The organism is Inquilinus limosus, assembly GCF_002195995.1.
In the GTDB taxonomy this organism is placed as follows: Bacteria; Pseudomonadota; Alphaproteobacteria; order DSM-16000; family Inquilinaceae; genus Inquilinus; species Inquilinus limosus_C.
In genome coordinates this window covers 174286-190880 of sequence record NZ_NHON01000011.1, presented here as the reverse complement: position 1 = coordinate 190880, position 16595 = coordinate 174286, and the positions used below count along the sequence as shown (strand labels likewise).

The 16595-nt window shown below is 70.9% G+C and carries 14 protein-coding genes; 7 read left to right on the top strand and 7 right to left on the bottom strand.

The window, feature by feature from the left end; genetic code table 11:
• The first annotated feature begins 184 nt into the window (after nt 1-184).
• Nucleotides 185-1216 (top strand): BON domain-containing protein, encoded by a 1032-nt coding sequence (locus BWR60_RS08630; protein ID WP_144445564.1) that lies wholly within the window; start codon nt 185-187, stop codon nt 1214-1216.
• 61 nt (nt 1217-1277) lie between these two features.
• On the opposite strand, the gene BWR60_RS36910 is transcribed toward BWR60_RS08630, so the two are convergent.
• On the bottom strand, nt 1278-1436 hold the full coding sequence (locus tag BWR60_RS36910; RefSeq protein ID WP_179221681.1) for a hypothetical protein: 159 nt from the start codon (nt 1434-1436) through the stop codon (nt 1278-1280).
• Nucleotides 1437-1451: 15 nt separating this feature from the next.
• On the opposite strand from BWR60_RS36910, the gene BWR60_RS08625 reads away from it, so the two are divergent.
• On the top strand, nt 1452-1775 hold the full coding sequence (locus tag BWR60_RS08625) for a hypothetical protein (RefSeq protein ID WP_218823402.1): 324 nt from the start codon (nt 1452-1454) through the stop codon (nt 1773-1775).
• Between the two features lie 93 nt (nt 1776-1868).
• On the opposite strand, the gene BWR60_RS08620 is transcribed toward BWR60_RS08625, so the two are convergent.
• Nucleotides 1869-2297, bottom strand: coding sequence for a helix-turn-helix domain-containing protein (locus tag BWR60_RS08620; protein ID WP_088150589.1), 429 nt, complete (start codon nt 2295-2297; stop codon nt 1869-1871).
• A gap of 75 nt (nt 2298-2372) precedes the next feature.
• Between BWR60_RS08620 and BWR60_RS08615 the strand changes: the two genes are divergently transcribed.
• Entirely contained in the window at nt 2373-2951 is a 579-nt protein-coding gene (locus BWR60_RS08615) for a hypothetical protein (RefSeq protein WP_088150588.1), read from the top strand.
• Between the two features lie 120 nt (nt 2952-3071).
• Here the strand turns inward: BWR60_RS08615 and BWR60_RS08610 are convergent, their stop codons facing one another.
• Complete coding sequence (locus BWR60_RS08610; RefSeq protein WP_088150587.1) at nt 3072-6059, bottom strand: bifunctional [glutamine synthetase] adenylyltransferase/[glutamine synthetase]-adenylyl-L-tyrosine phosphorylase; 2988 nt, start codon at nt 6057-6059, stop codon at nt 3072-3074.
• A gap of 80 nt (nt 6060-6139) precedes the next feature.
• Between BWR60_RS08610 and BWR60_RS08605 the strand changes: the two genes are divergently transcribed.
• Nucleotides 6140-9340, top strand: coding sequence for an AsmA-like C-terminal domain-containing protein (locus BWR60_RS08605; protein ID WP_088150586.1), 3201 nt, complete (start codon nt 6140-6142; stop codon nt 9338-9340).
• A gap of 7 nt (nt 9341-9347) precedes the next feature.
• Here BWR60_RS08605 and ggt read toward each other — a convergent pair whose 3' ends face one another.
• From ggt to BWR60_RS08585, 4 genes are all read right to left on the bottom strand, one after another.
• Nucleotides 9348-11117, bottom strand: coding sequence for a gamma-glutamyltransferase (ggt, locus tag BWR60_RS08600; RefSeq protein WP_230982998.1), 1770 nt, complete (start codon nt 11115-11117; stop codon nt 9348-9350).
• Between the two features lie 144 nt (nt 11118-11261).
• A complete protein-coding gene (gene tyrS / locus BWR60_RS08595; protein WP_088150584.1) occupies nt 11262-12506 on the bottom strand; it encodes a tyrosine--tRNA ligase in 1245 nt (414 codons plus the stop codon).
• Between the two features lie 124 nt (nt 12507-12630).
• A complete protein-coding gene (locus BWR60_RS08590) occupies nt 12631-13482 on the bottom strand; it encodes a class I SAM-dependent methyltransferase (protein ID WP_088150583.1) in 852 nt (283 codons plus the stop codon).
• A gap of 55 nt (nt 13483-13537) precedes the next feature.
• Nucleotides 13538-14200, bottom strand: a complete 663-nt coding sequence (locus BWR60_RS08585; RefSeq protein WP_088150582.1) for an alpha/beta hydrolase — start codon at nt 14198-14200, stop codon at nt 13538-13540.
• A gap of 334 nt (nt 14201-14534) precedes the next feature.
• On the opposite strand from BWR60_RS08585, the gene BWR60_RS08580 reads away from it, so the two are divergent.
• From BWR60_RS08580 to BWR60_RS08570, 3 genes are all read left to right on the top strand, one after another.
• On the top strand, nt 14535-15002 hold the full coding sequence (locus tag BWR60_RS08580; RefSeq protein ID WP_088150625.1) for an Rrf2 family transcriptional regulator: 468 nt from the start codon (nt 14535-14537) through the stop codon (nt 15000-15002).
• 10 nt (nt 15003-15012) lie between these two features.
• Complete coding sequence (locus tag BWR60_RS08575; RefSeq protein ID WP_230982997.1) at nt 15013-16110, top strand: cysteine desulfurase family protein; 1098 nt, start codon at nt 15013-15015, stop codon at nt 16108-16110.
• A gap of 82 nt (nt 16111-16192) precedes the next feature.
• Nucleotides 16193-16519, top strand: a complete 327-nt coding sequence (locus BWR60_RS08570) for a ferredoxin family 2Fe-2S iron-sulfur cluster binding protein (RefSeq protein ID WP_034842035.1) — start codon at nt 16193-16195, stop codon at nt 16517-16519.
• Nucleotides 16520-16595 lie beyond the last annotated feature (76 nt).

The window sequence follows — 16595 nt, the reverse complement described above, 5'->3', positions numbered from 1 at the left end:
TGTGCGGTTGATGTCGTCGCGACTCTGCTCGTGACTGTTCTTGGCCCTGTTAACTTTTGCCGACAAGTGTCGACAGCCGATTTCCTGGCCGTGGCCCGACCTCCTTTGCCGAACCGGCGTCATCGCGGCCGGGCCAAGCCTTCCCGTTTGGACCTCCGTTCCGGTCGCGACATGGGAGAGCAACATGAGTCAGCCGAAACGATGGTGGCTCGGGCTGGTCCCGCTTCTCGTGCTCTGGCTGCTCGCCGGCTGGCTCCAGACCGGGGCGGTCGAGCGTGACCTCGCCGACCGCGCCGGCACCGCGATCGCCGCGACCACGGCGCTCGATTCGCCGCGGGCCGTGGTTGCCGGCCGCGATGTCGCCGTCGCCGGGCTGACCTTCTCGCCGGAGCGGACGGCGGCCGCCGTCGCCGCGGCCGAGGCCACGCACGGCGTGCGGCTGGTCAGCAGCGCCGTGACGCCGCCGCCGGCCGCGCAGCCCTTCGACTGGTCGGCGACGCGCGACGGAACGGCGGTGGTCCTGTCCGGTCATGTGCCGACGCCCGAGGCGCGGGCCACCATCCTGGCCGCGGCCCGGACGGCCTTTCCCGACATCGAGATCCGTGACGAGGCGACCTACGCCTCCGGCGCGCCCGGCGGCTTCGTCGCGGCGGCCGCCTACGGCCTGGCCCAGGCGGCGAAACTGTCGCAGGGCAGCGTGTCGCTGAGCGATGCCGGCTATTCGATCGCCGGCGAGGCGTCGACCGCGGCCGTCTATCAGGCGGCGATGGCCAGCACCAGGGCGTTGCCGGCCGGCGTGACCCTGGCGAAGGCGGAGATCCTGCCGCCGGAGATGAAGCCCTATGCCTGGAGTGCGGAGAGCGACGGGCATACGCTGATTTTCGGCGGGGCCGTGCCGTCGGAGGAGGCGCGGACCGCGCTGGCCGGTGCCGCGGCCGCTTCCTTCCCCGGGACCAGGATCATCGACGAGCTGCAGATCGCCCGCGGCGCGCCGGCCGGTGATTTCCTGGCGGCGGCGAAGCTGGGCCTGGCGCAGCTGGCCCGGCTGGCCAGGGGCAAGGCCACGCTCGAAGACGGCCGGCTCTCGGTCAGCGGCTCCGGCAAGGCCGGGGTCAGCGGCGAGGGGATCGCGGCGGCGATCCGCACCGGGCTGCCGCAGGGCTTCCAGCTGGCCTCGGTCGACATGACCCGGCGACGATCTCGCCCTACACCCTGACCGCGGAGAAGGCGGGCGGCAGCCTGACCCTGTCCGGCTACTATCCGGACGACCAGACGCATCAGGGCATCCTGGACGCGGCGCGGCGGCTGTTCTTCGCCGAGACGGTGAAGGACCAGCTGGCCCCCGGCGCCGGCGCGCCCGAGGGCTTCGCCGAGGCGGTGCGGGCCGGGCTGGGCCGGCCAAGCCCGCCGTCGCACCAGCCGAGGAGGATGGCCATCCCGGCGCCAGGCCCGTGGGCCTGGCCGCCCCGCGCGGCGGCAAGGCCGACGACCTCAAGCGCATCAAGGGCATCGGCCCGCAGAACGAGGGCCGCCTGCACGGGCTCGGGATCTGGCATTTCGACCAGATCGCCGCCTGGACCAAGGCCAATGTCGACTGGGTCGGCTCCTTTCTGGCCTTCCCGGGCCGGATCGAGCGCGAGGACTGGGTCGGCCAGGCCAGGCAGCTGGCCGGGGGGCTGGAGACCGAGTTCTCGAAGCGGGTCGATGCCGGCCTGGTCGAGACCTCGAGGGACGACGGCAGCAAAGGCCAGCGGAACGTCGAGAAGACCGGCTGAGCCCGGCGGCATGGGCCTGGGGTCGGGACCTGTGAAGCGGACCGTCCTGGCGCTGTCCATCCGGTTCCTGGGCTGACGCGGCCGTCTCGGGCGTCAGCGCAACCCGCGTCTGCTCCTTCGCTTGCCGATGGCGCCGGAGGTCGCGGAAACCATCAGACGGCGGAACGCCGGGCATTCCAGATGCGAGGGGGCCGGACACGTGGCGGCGTGCTGCAGGCAATCCCTCATCGCGCGCAAACGGCGGATGGTGGTGCTCAGCTCCCGTGCCTTGGCCGCCAGCTTGTCGCGATCGACCTCGATCCTTCCGTCCGGCGCGAACATGAGGGCGATCTCCTGGAGCGAGAATCCCGTGGCGCGCCCGAGCGAGATGAGGGCCACCCGCTCGATCACGTCAGGCGCGAATTGCCGGCGCAGCCCCCGACGGCCAATCGACCGGATCAGGCCCTGTTCTTCGTAATAGCGAAGCGTCGATGCCGGCAGGCCGGTCCGCTCGGATACCTGCCCAATATCCAGGTCACTCATGGGCTTGACCTCAAGTTGACTTGAGGTCGTATGGTGCGCTCTCCCGCTCAAGAAGCCAATGGTGAGGAACGAATTATGGGGTCCGCGCATCCGCATGCCGCCGAGCCGACAGGGGTCAGAAATTCACTGGAGACCTTCATCGAGGGGACCAGGCTGACATGGGGGGCGCTGACCTCCGAACTGGTCGCCGACACCCGTGCCCGCATCGAAGCGCTTGCCAAGGCGCCGGCGACCGAAGGATGGCTTGCGGCGTTGCAGCAGGATCGTCCGGCAGCCAGAGAGCTCTATCGCGATCCCGCGCACGGGTTCGTGCTCATGGCCCATGCCGAGACGTTCGGGACGTTCTGGTCGCCCCATGACCACGGTCGCAACTGGGTCATCTACGCCGTTCACGAAGGAGAGACCGAGATCGCGACCTATGGCCGCGCGCTGGATCCCGAGGGGCGTGTAAGGCTCGTCCGACGTGAGGTATACCGGCTGCGTCCCGGCGAGGCCCGGGTCTTTCTGCCGGGCGATATTCACGCGGTGCGGTGCACGTCGGCATCAATACTTTACTACCGCTTCACCAGCCGCGATCTGATGCAAGACCAGGCAGAAGGTCATCCGATGACGCGATATGTCGAGAGGCACGGTGTGTGGACGACGGGCGCCTGATCCTGCCGTCTGCCCCGGCGCCGCATCGGATCGACCCTTGTCCCGGGGCAGCGCAGCGCCGATCGGAACAGCCCCACCGCCGGGAGGGCTTTCAGGAAGGTCTGTCTTCCCGTCCCGACTCTAGCCCTCGGCCTTCTCCTCGCGCGGCGGGGGCGGGCCGATCAGCCTGTCGAACACGGCCATCACCTCCGCCGCCTGCTGCCGCATCCCGGCTGCGGCGGCATCCAGATCCTCCGGCGGGTCCGCGGCGGCATTCTCGACGACGGCGCGCAGCAGGCCGCGGATCATGGCGTCGGAGGCCTCGGCCGGGTCGAACCTGTCCTCGACCGCGAAGCGCAGGAAGGCCTGCACCCGCTGCCAGGTCGCCAGCGCCCGCAGCAGCGTCTCAGCTTCGTCTTCGGGCAGGATTCCGGCGGCCTCGGCGCGGCGCAGCACCTCGGCCGTGGCCTGGTGCAATATCTCCGGATGCTCGGCCGCGTGGCGCAGCTGCAGGTACTGGGCGATGAACTCGACATCGACCAGACCGCCGCGGAAATGCTTGATGTTCCAGATGTCGCCGGTGTCGCGCTGGCGCGCCATCCGGCCGCGCATCTCGGCGATGTCGCGGCGCAGCTTGTCCGGGTCGCGCGGCAGGGCCAGCAGCGACCGGATCTCGGCCTCGATCCGCTCGCTCAGCGGTCCGTCGGCATGGATCACCCGGGCGCGGGTCAGGGCCATGTGCTCCCAGGTCCAGGCATCGCCGCGCTGATAGGTGGTGAACGCCTCCAGGCTGGTCGCCAGCGGCCCGGCATTGCCGGATGGGCGCAGCCGCATGTCGACCTCGAACAGCGCACCCTGCGCCGTCGGCGCGGTGATCGCCGAGACCAGGCGCTGGATCAGCCGGGTGTAGTAGACCATCGGGCTGATCGGCTTCTCGCCATCCGATTCCTGCTCCGCCCCGGCGTCGTGGATCATGATCAGGTCGAGGTCGGAGCGGATCGTCATCTCCCGCCCGCCGAGCTTGCCCATGGCCAGCAGCGCCAGCCCGCCCTGGGGGAAGCGGCCATGCCGGCGGGCGAACTCCGCCTCCACCCGCGGCACCAGGGCCTGCAGCGCCACCTCGGTGACGTCGGACAGGAAGGCGGCGCAGGCCGGTGTCTCCGACAGGCGGCGCAGGATGTGCACCGCGGCGCGGAAGCGCTGGTCGTTGGTCCAGCGCCGCAGCACGTCCAGCATGTCCTCGAAGTCGCGCGCCGTCGCCAGCTCCGCCGTCAGCCGTTCCTGCAGCGCCTCCCGCCCCGGCAGGGTGCTGAAGAAGTCCGGCGCCAGCACCGCCTCCAGCTGGCCGGCATGGGCCGTCAGATAATCCGCGATCCGGCCGCCGAAACCGAGTATATCGGTAAGCAGATCAAGGAGATCGGGGTTGACGTTAAACAGGGAGAAGAGCTGGACGCCCGCCGGCAGCCGGGCCAGGAACCCGTCCAGCCGCTGCAGCGTGGCGTCGGGGTCGGCGGTGCCGCCGACGATCGACAGCAGCCGCGGCACCAGCCCGGTGATCAGGCCGCGCGCCCGCTCGCTGCGCAGGGCGCGGTAGCGGCCGTGCAGCCAGCCGCGCACCACGCCGATCGCCTCCGACGGCCGGGCGAAGCCCAGCCGCTGCAGCGTCTCGACCGTGCCGGGGTGGTCGTCGACGCCGGCGAAGACCAGGGTGACGGCGCCCTCCGGCGGCCGGTCCTCCTGGAACAGCTCGGCATAGCGGCTCTCGACCAGCCGCAGCGTGTCGGTCAGTGTGGTGCGGAACGAGGCCGCGTCGGGGAAGCCGAGGAAGGTGCCCAGCGCGTCGACCTCGCGCGGGTCCGCCGGAAGCGCGTGGGTCTGGTGGTCCTCCAGCATCTGGATGCGGTGCTCGACCCGGCGCAGGAAGCGGTAGCATTCGGCCAGGCTGGCGGCGGTGTCGCGGTCGACCCGCCCGGCCTCGGCCAGCGCCGCCAGCCCGGCGACGGTGCCGCGCAGCCGCAGGTTCGGCTCGCGGCCGCCGAAGATCAGCTGCTGCATCTGCACGAAGAACTCGATCTCGCGGATGCCGCCGCGGCCGAGCTTGAGGTCGTGGCCTTCGATGGCGACGGCGCCGTGGCCGTGATGGTGGTGGATCTGGCGCTTGATTGCGTGGATGTCCTGGATCGCCGCGAAGTCCAGGTTGCGGCGCCAGATGAAGGGCGTCAGGAAGCCGAGGAAGTCGTCGCCGGCGGCGCGGTCGCCGGCCACCGGCCGGGCCTTGATCATCGCCGCGCGCTCCCAGCTCTGCGCCAGGCTGGTGTAGTAGCTCTCGGCCGCGGCCAGCGACACCGCCGGCGGCGTGGCGCCGGGGTCGGGCCGCAACCGCAGATCGGTGCGGAACACATAGCCGTCGACCGTCCGCTCCTCCATGATCCGCACCAGGTCGCGGGTCATCCGGGAGAAGGTCTGGCCCAGGTCGTCCGGCCGGTCGGTCGGCACCTTGTCGGCGTCGTACAGGATGATCAGGTCGACATCGCTGGAATAGTTCAGCTCGCGGGCGCCCAGCTTGCCCATGCCCAGCACGATCAGGCCGGACGAATCCGGCGCCGCCACCGCCTCTGGCCGCAGCAGGCCGCGCGCCGCGGCGCGGGCCAGCAGATGCGCCACGGCGAGGTCGAGCGTGGTCTCGGCCAGGTCGGAGAGGGCGCCGGTCACCTGCGGCAGCGGCCACACCCCGCCGATATCGGCCAGCGCGATCAAGAGCGCGATGCGCCGCTTGGCCAGGCGGAAGGCCTGCATAAGCCGGGTGGTGTCGGCCTCGGCCGCGCTGTCGGCGCGCAAGGCGGCCAGCTCCGCCGCGACGGCGGCGTGCGGGCCGTCGGCGAGGAAGCGCTGCACCGTCGCCGGGGTCTTCAGCGCCAGCTCGGTCAGGTAGGAGCTGCCGCCGAACACCGCCTCCAGCAGCGCCCGGCCCCGCGGGTCGCCGGGCAGGGCGGCGATGAAATCACGAAGCCCGGGATCGGATTGCTCGGTCGCGCGTTCAAGCCACCGTTCGACTCCGCGCCGGGCACGGTCGGGATCGCCCGCGCGGGGCCAGACTGCATCAGCCGGCTTGGCGTCGTAACGTGGCATCTCGCTGTCCAACTGCCTAAGGTGCGGGCGCAGCATCGGGGTCCCGCAGGGGCAGGTCAAGCGAGGGTGAAACGTTCGGGATGAGGGCGCTGAAGATCCTGGCCGAGATCGTCGGGCTGGCGGTCGCCGGCTTCGCCCTGGCTGCGGTCGTGCTGGCGTGGCGGCTGTCCTCCGGGCCGCTCGAGATCGATTTCCTCACGCCCTATGTCGAGCAGGCGATCTCCGACAGCAACGCCACGGTCGAGATCGACGCCCTGGCCCTGCGCTGGGACGGATTCCAGCGGCCGGTTGTGCTGGCCGCGCGCGGCCTGCGGGTGCGGCAAAGGGACGGCACGCTGATCGCGGTGATCCCCGAAAGCTCGGCGGATGTCAGCATGCCCCGGCTGCTGCGCGGGATCGTGGCGCCGCTGCGCATCGACCTGATCCGACCGCATCTGCGGGTGACCCGGACCGAGGCGGGGGATTTCAGCTTCGGGCTCGGGGAGAGCGAGGCCGCGGAAGGCGGGCCGTCGACCCCGGCCGAGGGGGCGCCGACCCGCGACGTGGTCAAGGACCTGCTGGCCGCGCTCGACGCCCGCATCGGCAGCGAGGACAACCCGATCGCCTCGCTGACCCGGCTGACGCTGGTCGACGGCAGCGTCCGCATCGACGACCGCATGCTGGGCCGCAGCTGGATCGCGCCCAAGGCCTCGGCCGATCTGCGCCGCACCGGAACCGGCGTCGAGGGCCAGGCGGCGCTGTCCGTCGTCTCCGACGGCCGCACGGCGCAGCTGGGCGCGGAGATCCGCTATCTGCGCGCGACCCGCAGCGGCCAGGCGACGGTCACCTTCGGCAACATCATCCCGGCGGCGCTGACCCGGATCTCCCCGGTGCTGGCGCCGCTGGAGGCGATTGAGAGCCCGGTGTCCGGCCGGCTCGAGGCCGATTTCGATTCCCGCTTCCAGCCGACGGGCGGCCGCTTCTCGCTCACCAGCGTCGACACCAGGCTGCTGCTGCCGCCGCTGTGGACGGCACCGTTCAGCGCGGCGCGGACCAGCCTGTCGGGCTCGGTCGACCTGGCCAAGCGGCGCCTGACGCTCGACGATTTCACCGTCGATCTCGGCGGGCCGAAGATCTCCCTGTCCGGTCAGGTCGACGCGGCCGGCGACGCGATCGATGTGATGACGGTCGGGGCCGTCACCGGCATGCCGGTCGATCTGCTGGACAGCCTGTGGCCCCCCGGCGTGCCCAGCGGGCTGCACGACTGGATCGCCGCCAACCTGCATGACGGCGTGATCGACCGCACCGAGTTCAGCCTGCAGGCCCGGGCGCCGCTGTCCAACCCGCATGCGGTGACGCTGGTGGCGGCCGATGGCACGATGCAGGCGCGCGACCTGACGGTGACCTATTTCAAGGGGCTGCCGCCGATCACCGGGCTCAACGCCGCGGCCAGCTTCAACCAGTCGACCATGCGCATCGCCACGGCCGGCGGGTCGCTGCAGGACATCGTGCTGCAGCCCTCCGACATCACCATCACCGGGCTCGACCAGCACGACCAGGTGATCGATATCGACGCCCGGGTCGAAGGGCCGGTGAAGACGATCATGTCGGTGCTCGACACGCCGCGGCTCGGTTACGCCAAGAGGGTCGGGCTGGTGCCCGACCGCATGTCGGGCCGGGCGGCGGCGCGGCTGCGCTTCGGCTTCTCGCTGCTGGCCGAGCTGCCGTTCGAGGCGGTCCGCATGGGCGTGGAGGGGACGCTCAGCAATGTCGGTATCGGCGGGGTGAAGCCGGGCTACGACGTGGCCGGCACCGATGCCAGGCTGACGCTCGACAAGGCGGGCATGACCCTGGCGGGCAAGGGGCAGGTGAACACCGTGCCGATCGCCTTCTCCTGGCACGAGGCGTTCGACGATTCGGCGGTGCAGACCCGGGTGTCGGCCCAGGCCAGCCTGACCCCGGCGGCGCGGGAGGCGCTGAAGATTCCGGCGATCGGGCCGGTCGACGGCACCATCGGCACCGATCTCGACTTCGCCAAGCGCTCCGGCGGCATGGCGACGCTGGACGCCAAGCTCGACCTGACCGACGCCCGGATCGCGATCGACCCGATCGACTGGGTCAAGCCGACGGGCGGCAAGGCGAATGCGACGGTCAGCCTGGCCCTGGCGGGAGAGCGGGTCAGCAAGGTCTCGCAGTTCAGCGTCTCGGGCGGCGACATCACCGCCTCCGGCAGCGCCGACTTCACCCGCGACGGGGCGCTGTCGCAGCTCAGCATCGCCTCGTTCCGGCAAGGGCCGAACGACGTCAAGGGCCAGGTCGAGGTGCTGGGTCCCGACAGCTACCGGCTGGCGCTCACCGGCTCGCATCTCGACGTCTCCGGCATCCTCGAGCAGCGGCGCGCCGCCCGGGGCGAGCCCGGCCCGGACGCCGGTCCGGCGGACCCCGCGCCCGGGCCCCAGATCGACGCCACCTTCGATGTCGCGGAGCTGTCCTTCGGCGACAAGCGCGCGCTCAAGGCGGTGCATGGCCGGGCGATCGGCCGCACCACCAACCTGCAGGACGTGACCCTGGCGGCGCAGCTGCCCGGCGGCCGGCCGATGGACCTGCGGCTGACGCCGCAGCAGGGCCAGCCGGACCGCCAGATCCTGACCGTGCGTAGCGAGGATGCGGGCGAGACGCTGCGCATCTTCGACATCGCCGACAACATCACCGGCGGCAGCCTGCTGGCGACCGGCAGCCGCAACGGCGTCACTGGCGCGATCGACGGCCAGCTCGACGCCCGCGGCTTCGTGCTGCGCGACGCGCCGGGCATGGCGCGGCTGCTGGCCGCCACCTCGCCCTCCGGCCTGCAGGACCTGTTCGGCACCAGCGGGCTGACCTTCAACCGGCTCGACGCCGACTTCACCTATGCCGCGGCGCAGCGGCGGATCACGCTGAAGCAGGGGCGGGGGGCCGGCGGCGACCTCGGCCTGGCCTTCGACGGCGTGATCGACCTCAGGGCCGAAACCATCGATCTGGCCGGCACGATCGTGCCGATCTACCACATCAACAGCGTGATCAGCTCGATCCCGCTGATCGGCGACATCCTGACCGGCGGCGCCGGCGGCGGCCTGTTCGCCTTCACCTACACGATCCGCGGCACCTTCGCCGACCCCTCGGTCTCGGTGAACCCGCTGTCGGTGCTGGCCCCCGGCTTCCTGCGCCGCCTGTTCTTCGAGGAGACGCCGTCGAGCGGGGACGGCACGCCGCGGCCGGCAGCTCCGCCGCGGCCGCCGCCCTCGTCGCGAGATCGCCAGCGCTGACCTTCGGCTACTCGCCCACCGCCAGCCCGGCCGGGCGGCGGTTGTCGTTGGCGCCGTAGACGAAGCCGGGCAGCATCTTGCCGCCGAAGGCCCGGTCGTTACCGGAGGAGGCGGGGCCGGACGCGGCGGCGGCCGAGGGCTGCAGGGCGATCAGCTCGGTGGCGCCCCAGGGCGACTGCACCGTCACCTTGTGGCCCATCTGCTCCAACAGCTTCACCGTATCGGGCGACAGGGCATAGGGCTCGGCATAGACCTCGTCCGGCAGCCACTGGTGGTGGATGCGGGGCGCGTCCACCGCCTCCTGTGGCGCCATGCCGAAATCGATCATGTTCAGCGCCGCCTGCAGCGTGATGGTGATGATGCGCGACCCGCCGGGGCTGCCCAGCACCATCACGATCTGGCCGTCCCTGGTCACCAGCGTCGGCGCCATCGAGGACAGCGGCCGCTTGCCCGGCGCGATCGAATTGGCCTCGCCCTGCACCAGGCCGAACAGGTTCGGCACGCCGGGCTTGACCGTGAAGTCGTCCATCTCGTCGTTCAAGAGGAAGCCGGTGCCGGGCGCGATCACCCCGGCGCCGAACAGCCCGTTGATGGTGTAGGTCACCGACACCGCATTGCCGTCCTTGTCGACCACCGAATAGTGGGTGGTCTCGGTCTTCTCATGCGGCGGCACGCCGGGCTGCACCTCCTTCGACGGCGTCGCCTTGTCCGGCAGGATCTTGGTGCGGATCTCGGCCGCGTAGTCCTTGCTCAGCAGCCGGTCCAGCGGGTTCTGCACGAAGGCCGGGTCGCCGAGATAGGTGTTGCGGTCCATATAGGCGTGGCGCATGGCCTCGACCATCAGATGCACCCCGGCGGCGGAGTGCCAGCCCAGCGCCTTCAGGTCGTAGCCCTCGAGGATGTTCAGGATCTCGCACATCGTGGTGCCGCCGGAGGAGGGCGGCGGCGAGGACACCACGACATAGCCGCGGTAGCTGCAGGTCACCGGCGCCGTCTCGGTGACGGTATAGGCGGCGAAGTCGGCCGCGGTCATGACGCCGCCATTGGCCTGCATCGCCGCCGCGACCTTCTGGGCGATCGCGCCCTTGTAGAAGGCGTCCGGCCCGCCCTTGGCGATGGCCTCCAGCGTGTCGGCCAGGTCCGTCTGCACCAGCTTGTCGCCCGGCTGCAGGGCCGAGCCGTCGGGGCGGAAGAAGATCTTCGCCGCCACCGGGTCCTGCTTCAGCAGCTTGGCGCCGGCGTCGAGGATGTCGGTGTCGCCGCGGGTCAGGACGAAGCCCTCGCGGGCCAGCCTGATCGCCGGGGCCATCACCTGCTCGCGCGTCATGCTGCCGTATTTCGCCAGGGCGGTGTCCAGCCCCAGCACGCTGCCCGGCACGCCGACGGCCAGGTAGCCGTACAGGCTGGCGCCCTTGACCGGGTTGCCGGCGGCATCGAGATACATCGTCTTGGTCGCGGCCGCCGGCGCGGTCTCGCGGAAGTTCAGGAAGGTGTCGCGGTTTTCCTTGGCCAGATGGATGACCATGAAGCCGCCGCCGCCGATATTGGCGCAGCAGGGGTTGGTCACCGCCTGGGCGAAGCCGGTGGCGACCGCGGCGTCGACGGCGTTGCCGCCGGCCCGCAGGATCTCGGCCCCGGCGTCGGAGGCGAGGTGCTGCGACGACACCACCATGCCGTCCGGCGCCTCGACCGCGGGCGGGGAGGCGGCGCGGGCCGTCATCGGGCCCAGGGCACAGGCCGCCAACGCCAAGGATGCCATCGCATGCCGGATCATCATGCCCCTCCTGTTGTCCTTTGGCCGCGCCAGCTTGGGACGCGAGACTCAGGAGGAATGCTGCGCCGTCGAGCGGACCGCCGCAATGGAGGCATTTCGACCCCACTAACGGTGCGTTAGTGGGGTCAGTTTGGCGTCATTGCAGCGTCAGGCCGGCCGCACCAGCGCGTGCTTCTTGCGGCCGGCGGAGAGCTTGATCACGCCGTCGGCGCCGATGTCGCGGTCGCCGATCACCTGCTCGGGATCGGCGATGGCGGCGTCGTTGACGCGGCCGCCGCCGCCCTGGATCAGCCGCCGCGCCTCGCCGTTCGAGGCGGCGAGGCCGGCCCGGGCGAACAGGCGGAAGGCCTGGATGCCGGCCGTCAGCTCGGCCGCCGGCACGTCGATCGAGGGCAAGCCCTCGGCCGACACGCCCTGCTCGAAGGCCTGGCGCGCGGTCTCGGCCGCCGCCTCGGCCTTCTCCCGGCCATGCACCAGGGCGGTGGCCTCGGTCGCCAGGATCTTCTTGGCGTCGTTGATCTCGGCCCCGCCCAGCGCCGCCAGCCGCTCGATCTCCTCCAGCGGCAGCTCGGTGAACAGCTTGAGGAAGCGGCCGACATCGGCATCCTCGGTGTTCCGCCAGTACTGCCAGTAGTCGTAGACCGGCAGCCGCTCCTCGTTCAGCCAGACGGCGCCGGCCGCGGTCTTGCCCATCTTGGCGCCGGAGGAGGTGGTGAGAAGCGGCGAGGTCAGGCCGTACAGCTCGCGCTGGGCGATGCGGCGCGCCAGGTCGATGCCGTTGACGATGTTGCCCCACTGGTCCGACCCGCCCATCTGCAGCACGCAGTCGTGGCGGCGCGCCAGCTCCAGGAAGTCGTAGCCCTGCAGGATCATGTAGTTGAATTCGAGGAAGGTCAGCGGCTGCTCACGGTCCAGCCTCAGCTTCACCGAATCGAAGCTCAGCATGCGGTTGATGGTGAAATGCCGCCCGACCTCGCGCAGGAACGGGATATAGGCCAGTTCGTCCAGCCAGTCGGCGTTGTTGGCCATGATCGCGCCGGCCTCGAAGTCGAGGAAGCGCGAGAACACCCGCCGGATCGAGGCGATGTTGCCGTCGATCGTGGCATTGTCGAGCAGCGGCCGCGCGTCGTCGCGGAAGGACGGGTCGCCGATCTTGGTGGTGCCGCCGCCCATCAGCGCGATCGGCCGGCCGCCGGTCTGCTGCAGCCAGCGCAGCATCATGATCTGCACCAGATGCCCGACATGCAGGCTGTCCGCCGTGGCGTCGTAGCCGATATAGGCCGTGAGCCCGCCCTTCGCCGCCAGGGCGTCCAGGCCCTCGGCATCCGTCGCCTGATGGATGAAGCCGCGCGCCTCGAGGGTGCGCAGGAAGTCGGAGCGGAATCCGGTCATGATCGTCGACTGCTTGTCGGAAGTTTGTCTCTTTTGTCTGCCAGCCCTGACAGACGGAACAGACAAAAGGGCTGTAGCACGAGCGCCGCCCGTGCCTCAAACCGAACTTCCCTCGGTGGCGTGATCAGGCCGCGGCGGTGACGATCCAGGTGGCGGCGTCGAGCACCACGCCGTCCGCGGTCTGGTGCGGCGCCAATGCCTTGCGCACGGCCTCGGCGACGGTGTCGCGCCGGTCCGGATGCTCGCGCAGCACCCCGCCGACCGGGCCGCTGCGCAGCATCAGCGCGACCGTCTCGTCGAGGTCGCCGACCCCGGCCTTGGTGTCGAAGGGCGCGACCGCGATGCCGGAGAAGCCGGCGCGGCCGAGGATGTCGCGGATCCGGTCCGGATCGGCGAAGGCGAAAGCCCCCGGCGCGCCGGGGGCCGGGGGCGGCAGCGGCGGCAGATGCGACAGCGCCGCGGCCAGCGGCGCCGCGGCCCAGCCATTCTCGGCCATGGCGCGCCAGCACACGAAGGCCAGGCGGCCGCCCGGCTTCAGCGCGCCATGCAAGTTGGCGAAGGCGCCGGCCGGGTCGTCGAAGAACATCACGCCGAAGCGCGAGAACAGCCCGTCGAAGGCGCGCGGCTCAAGTTTCGTGGTCTGCGCATCCGCCTCGATGAAGCGGACATTGTCCAGACCGGCCTCGGCGGCGCGGCGCTGGGCGAGGCCGAGCATGGGGGCCGAGATGTCGACGCCGAGCAACTGGCCGCCGGGGCCGACCAGCCGGGCCAGCTCCAGCGTGCTGCCGCCGCTGCCGCAGCCGATGTCGAGCAGCCTTTCGCCTGCCCTGGGGGCCAGCGCCGCGACCGTCTCGCGGCTGAACGGGGCGGTCATCCGGTCGAAGCGGTCCTGCATCTCGACCCAGACCGACCCGCCGGCCTCGTTCCAATAGGCGATCTGGTCGGCGTTCGGCGTCTCGGCTTCGGTCTTCGCCATGCTCGATCCCCTGTATCCGGCCCCATGCGCCCGGCCCGGAGGTCCGGGCGGTTGATCAGTCGGCGGTTTGGGGCGGCGCCAGCTTCACCGACTTGGTCAGGTACTCGTCGATATGGGCCAGCAGCTGGTCATTGTGCAGCGTGAAGAAGTGGTTCGCGCCCGGCACCAGCCGGTAATCGATCTTGATGTCCTTCTGCTGCGACAGCTTGTTGACCAGCTTCTGCACCGCGTCATGCGGCACCAGGTCGTCCTTGTCGCCCTGGACGATCAGGCCGGAGGAGGGGCAGGGCGCCAGGAAGGTGAAGTCGTACTTGTTCGCCGGCGGCGCGATCGAGATGAAGCCGTCGATCTCCGGCCGGCGCATCAGCAGCTGCATGCCGATCCAGGCGCCGAAGGAGAAGCCGCCGACCCAGCAGGCCTCGGCATTCGGGTTCAGCGCCTGCATCCAGTCCAGCGCCGAGGCGGCGTCGGACAACTCGCCCTCGCCGCGGTCATGGATACCCTGGCTGCGGCCGACGCCGCGGAAATTGAAGCGCAGCACGGTGAATTCGTGCTTCTTGAACGCCTGGTACAGCGTGTGCACGATCTTGTTGAACATCGTGCCGCCGCCCAGCGGGTCCGGGTGCAGCAGCAGCGCGATCGGCGCATTGCTGCGCTTGCTCGGGGTGTAGCGGCCTTCGAGGCGACCCTCGGATCCGTTGAAGATGACGTCCGGCATCGGCCGTTAAGCTCCTCGAGATGGCGGCGGGGCGGTCCGGCGCGGTAAGGCGGCTTTCTTGACCATTACACTCGGATATCTATATCTAAGCGGTCACTCACCCTGCCACGTCGCGGACCGTGCCGGCCACCCGCCTCAACACGATCCACGCGTAATGTTCGTATAGCATCGGGACGGCCTGCGTGTTCAAGGGTCTTGATCGAGGCACACCGGACCGGACGGGGCTGAGGGACGCGGATCGCGCCGCCGGAGACGATGGGTATCCGGTCCGCGGCGCGGGCAGCTGTATGGTTTCCGGTCCGGCGGGCAGGTCGGGCCGATGGGGGCGCAGAAGATGCGTTTGAGCACCAAGGGACGCTACGCCGTCATGGCGATGGTCGACCTGGCACGGCACGGGGCCGACGGCCCGGTGGCGCTCGCCGACATCGCCCTCCGCCAGGAGATCTCGCTGCCCTATCTGGAGCAGCTCTTCGCCAAGCTGCGCCGCGGCGGCCTGGTCCGCAGCGTGCGCGGGCCCGGCGGCGGCTATCTGATGGCCCGGCCCTGCGGCACCGTGCGGATCTCCGACATCATCTTCGCGGTGGACGAGCCGATCCAGGCCACCCGCTGCGAGAAGCACAGCCCGCTCGGCTGCCACAGCGACAAGAGCCGCTGCCTGACCCACGATCTGTGGGAGGAGCTGGGCAACCAGATCCACATGTACCTGTCCTCGGTCACGGTCGAGGATGTGGTCAACCGCCGGGTGCTCGGCTCCAGCCATCTGTTCTCCGCCGGGCAGGGCGCGACCGTCGCCGCCGAGTGAGGCTGGCCCCGTGACCGCCGTCTATCTCGACCACAACGCCACCGCGCCGCTGCGGCCGGAGGCGCGCGACGCCATGCTCGCGGCGCTGGAGTCGGTCGGCAACCCGTCCTCGGTGCACCGTTTCGGGCGCGAGGCCCGGCGGCTGGCCGAGGCCGGGCGGCGGCAGGTCGCCGCCCTGGCCGGGGTCGCCCCGGCCCAGATCGTCTTCACCGGCGGCGCCACCGAGGCCAACGCCCTGGCGCTGACCGGCCTCGGCCGGCGCCGGATCCTGGCCTCCGCCATCGAGCATGACAGCGCCCTGGCCTGGGCCGCCGAGCGGATCCCGGTCGGCGGCGACGGCCGGGTCGATCTCGATGCCCTCGACCGGCTGCTGGCGGCCGGAGGCGAGCCGGCGATCGTCTCGGTCATGGCGGTGAACAACGAGACCGGGGTGATCCAGCCGGTGGCCGAGGCCGCGGCGATCGCCCGCCGCCACGGCGCGCTGATCCATTGCGACGCGGTCCAGGCCGCCGGGCGCATTCCCCTGCCCGCGGTGGGGGCCGAGGTCGACGCCCTCAGCCTCTCCGCCCACAAGCTGGGCGGGCCGCAGGGCATCGGCGCCCTGGTGCTGCGCGACGGGCTGCCGCTGGCGCCGCTGCTGCGCGGCGGGGCGCAGGAGGGCCGGCGCCGCGCCGGCACCGAGAATGTCGCCGGCATCGCCGGCTTCGGCGCCGCTGCCGCAGCGGTGGCCGACCGGGCGGACATGCCGCGGATCGCGGCGCTGCGCGACGAGCTGGAGCGGCGGCTGACGGCCGAGGGCGCCGTGGTTTTGGGCGCCGGGGCGCCGCGCGTCGCCAACACCAGCTGCGTCGCCATGCCCGGTGTCACCGCCGAGACCCAGGTCGCGGCGCTGGACCTCGCCGGGGTCGCAGTCAGCGCCGGCTCGGCCTGCAGCTCCGGCAAGGTCCGCCGCAGCCATGTGCTGGAGGCGATGGGCCTGCCGGACGACCTGGCCGAGAGCGCGATCCGCATCAGCCTGGGGCCGGCGACCGACGCCGAGGCCATCGACCGCTGCGTCGCTGCCTGGATCGATCTCTCCCGGCGAAGGCGCAGCCGTGCGGTGGCCTGAAGGGTGGCATGAGGTTTCGCCGGTTGCCGCGGGTCGCCGGCTTTCGTAGAACACCACGTTTTCGAGCAGGAGCAGGGCCGGAATGCCCAGGATCATCTTCATCGAGCCGGACGGGAACCGGCGCGAGATCGACGCCCCGGCCGGGCTGTCGATCATGGAGATCGCGCACAAATACGACGTCGATCTGGAGGGCGCCTGCGAGGGGTCTCTGGCCTGCTCGACCTGCCATGTGATCGTCGAGCCGGACTGGTACGAAAAGCTGCTGCCGGCGCGGGAGGACGAAGAGGACATGCTCGACCTCGCCTGGGGCCTGACCAAGACCTCGCGCCTCGGCTGCCAGATCATCATGAATGACGAGCTCGACGGGCTGACCGTCCGGCTGCCGGGCGGCAGCAACAACATGATGTGATACAAGGATCTTCCGGCATGAGCGATCCGCATGCCGGGGTCCAGCGGAGCGCGGCTGAGAACGACTCTCGCAGTCG

Bases quoted from the DNA above. Each gene is read 5' to 3' on its own strand.
- BWR60_RS08630 (WP_144445564.1), top strand. From the start codon at position 185: ATGAGTCAGCCGAAACGATGGTGGCTCGGGCTGGTCCCGCTTCTCGTG.
- BWR60_RS36910 (WP_179221681.1), bottom strand. From the start codon at position 1,436: ATGGCCATCCTCCTCGGCTGGTGCGACGGCGGGCTTGGCCGGCCCAGC.
- BWR60_RS08620 (WP_088150589.1), bottom strand. From the start codon at position 2,297: ATGAGTGACCTGGATATTGGGCAGGTATCCGAGCGGACCGGCCTGCCG.
- BWR60_RS08615 (WP_088150588.1), top strand. From the start codon at position 2,373: ATGGGGTCCGCGCATCCGCATGCCGCCGAGCCGACAGGGGTCAGAAAT.
- BWR60_RS08610 (WP_088150587.1), bottom strand. From the start codon at position 6,059: ATGCCACGTTACGACGCCAAGCCGGCTGATGCAGTCTGGCCCCGCGCG.
- BWR60_RS08605 (WP_088150586.1), top strand. From the start codon at position 6,140: ATGAGGGCGCTGAAGATCCTGGCCGAGATCGTCGGGCTGGCGGTCGCC.
- ggt (WP_230982998.1), bottom strand. From the start codon at position 11,117: ATGATGATCCGGCATGCGATGGCATCCTTGGCGTTGGCGGCCTGTGCC.
- tyrS (WP_088150584.1), bottom strand. From the start codon at position 12,506: ATGACCGGATTCCGCTCCGACTTCCTGCGCACCCTCGAGGCGCGCGGC.
- BWR60_RS08590 (WP_088150583.1), bottom strand. From the start codon at position 13,482: ATGGCGAAGACCGAAGCCGAGACGCCGAACGCCGACCAGATCGCCTAT.
- BWR60_RS08585 (WP_088150582.1), bottom strand. From the start codon at position 14,200: ATGCCGGACGTCATCTTCAACGGATCCGAGGGTCGCCTCGAAGGCCGC.
- BWR60_RS08580 (WP_088150625.1), top strand. From the start codon at position 14,535: ATGCGTTTGAGCACCAAGGGACGCTACGCCGTCATGGCGATGGTCGAC.
- BWR60_RS08570 (WP_034842035.1), top strand. From the start codon at position 16,193: ATGCCCAGGATCATCTTCATCGAGCCGGACGGGAACCGGCGCGAGATC.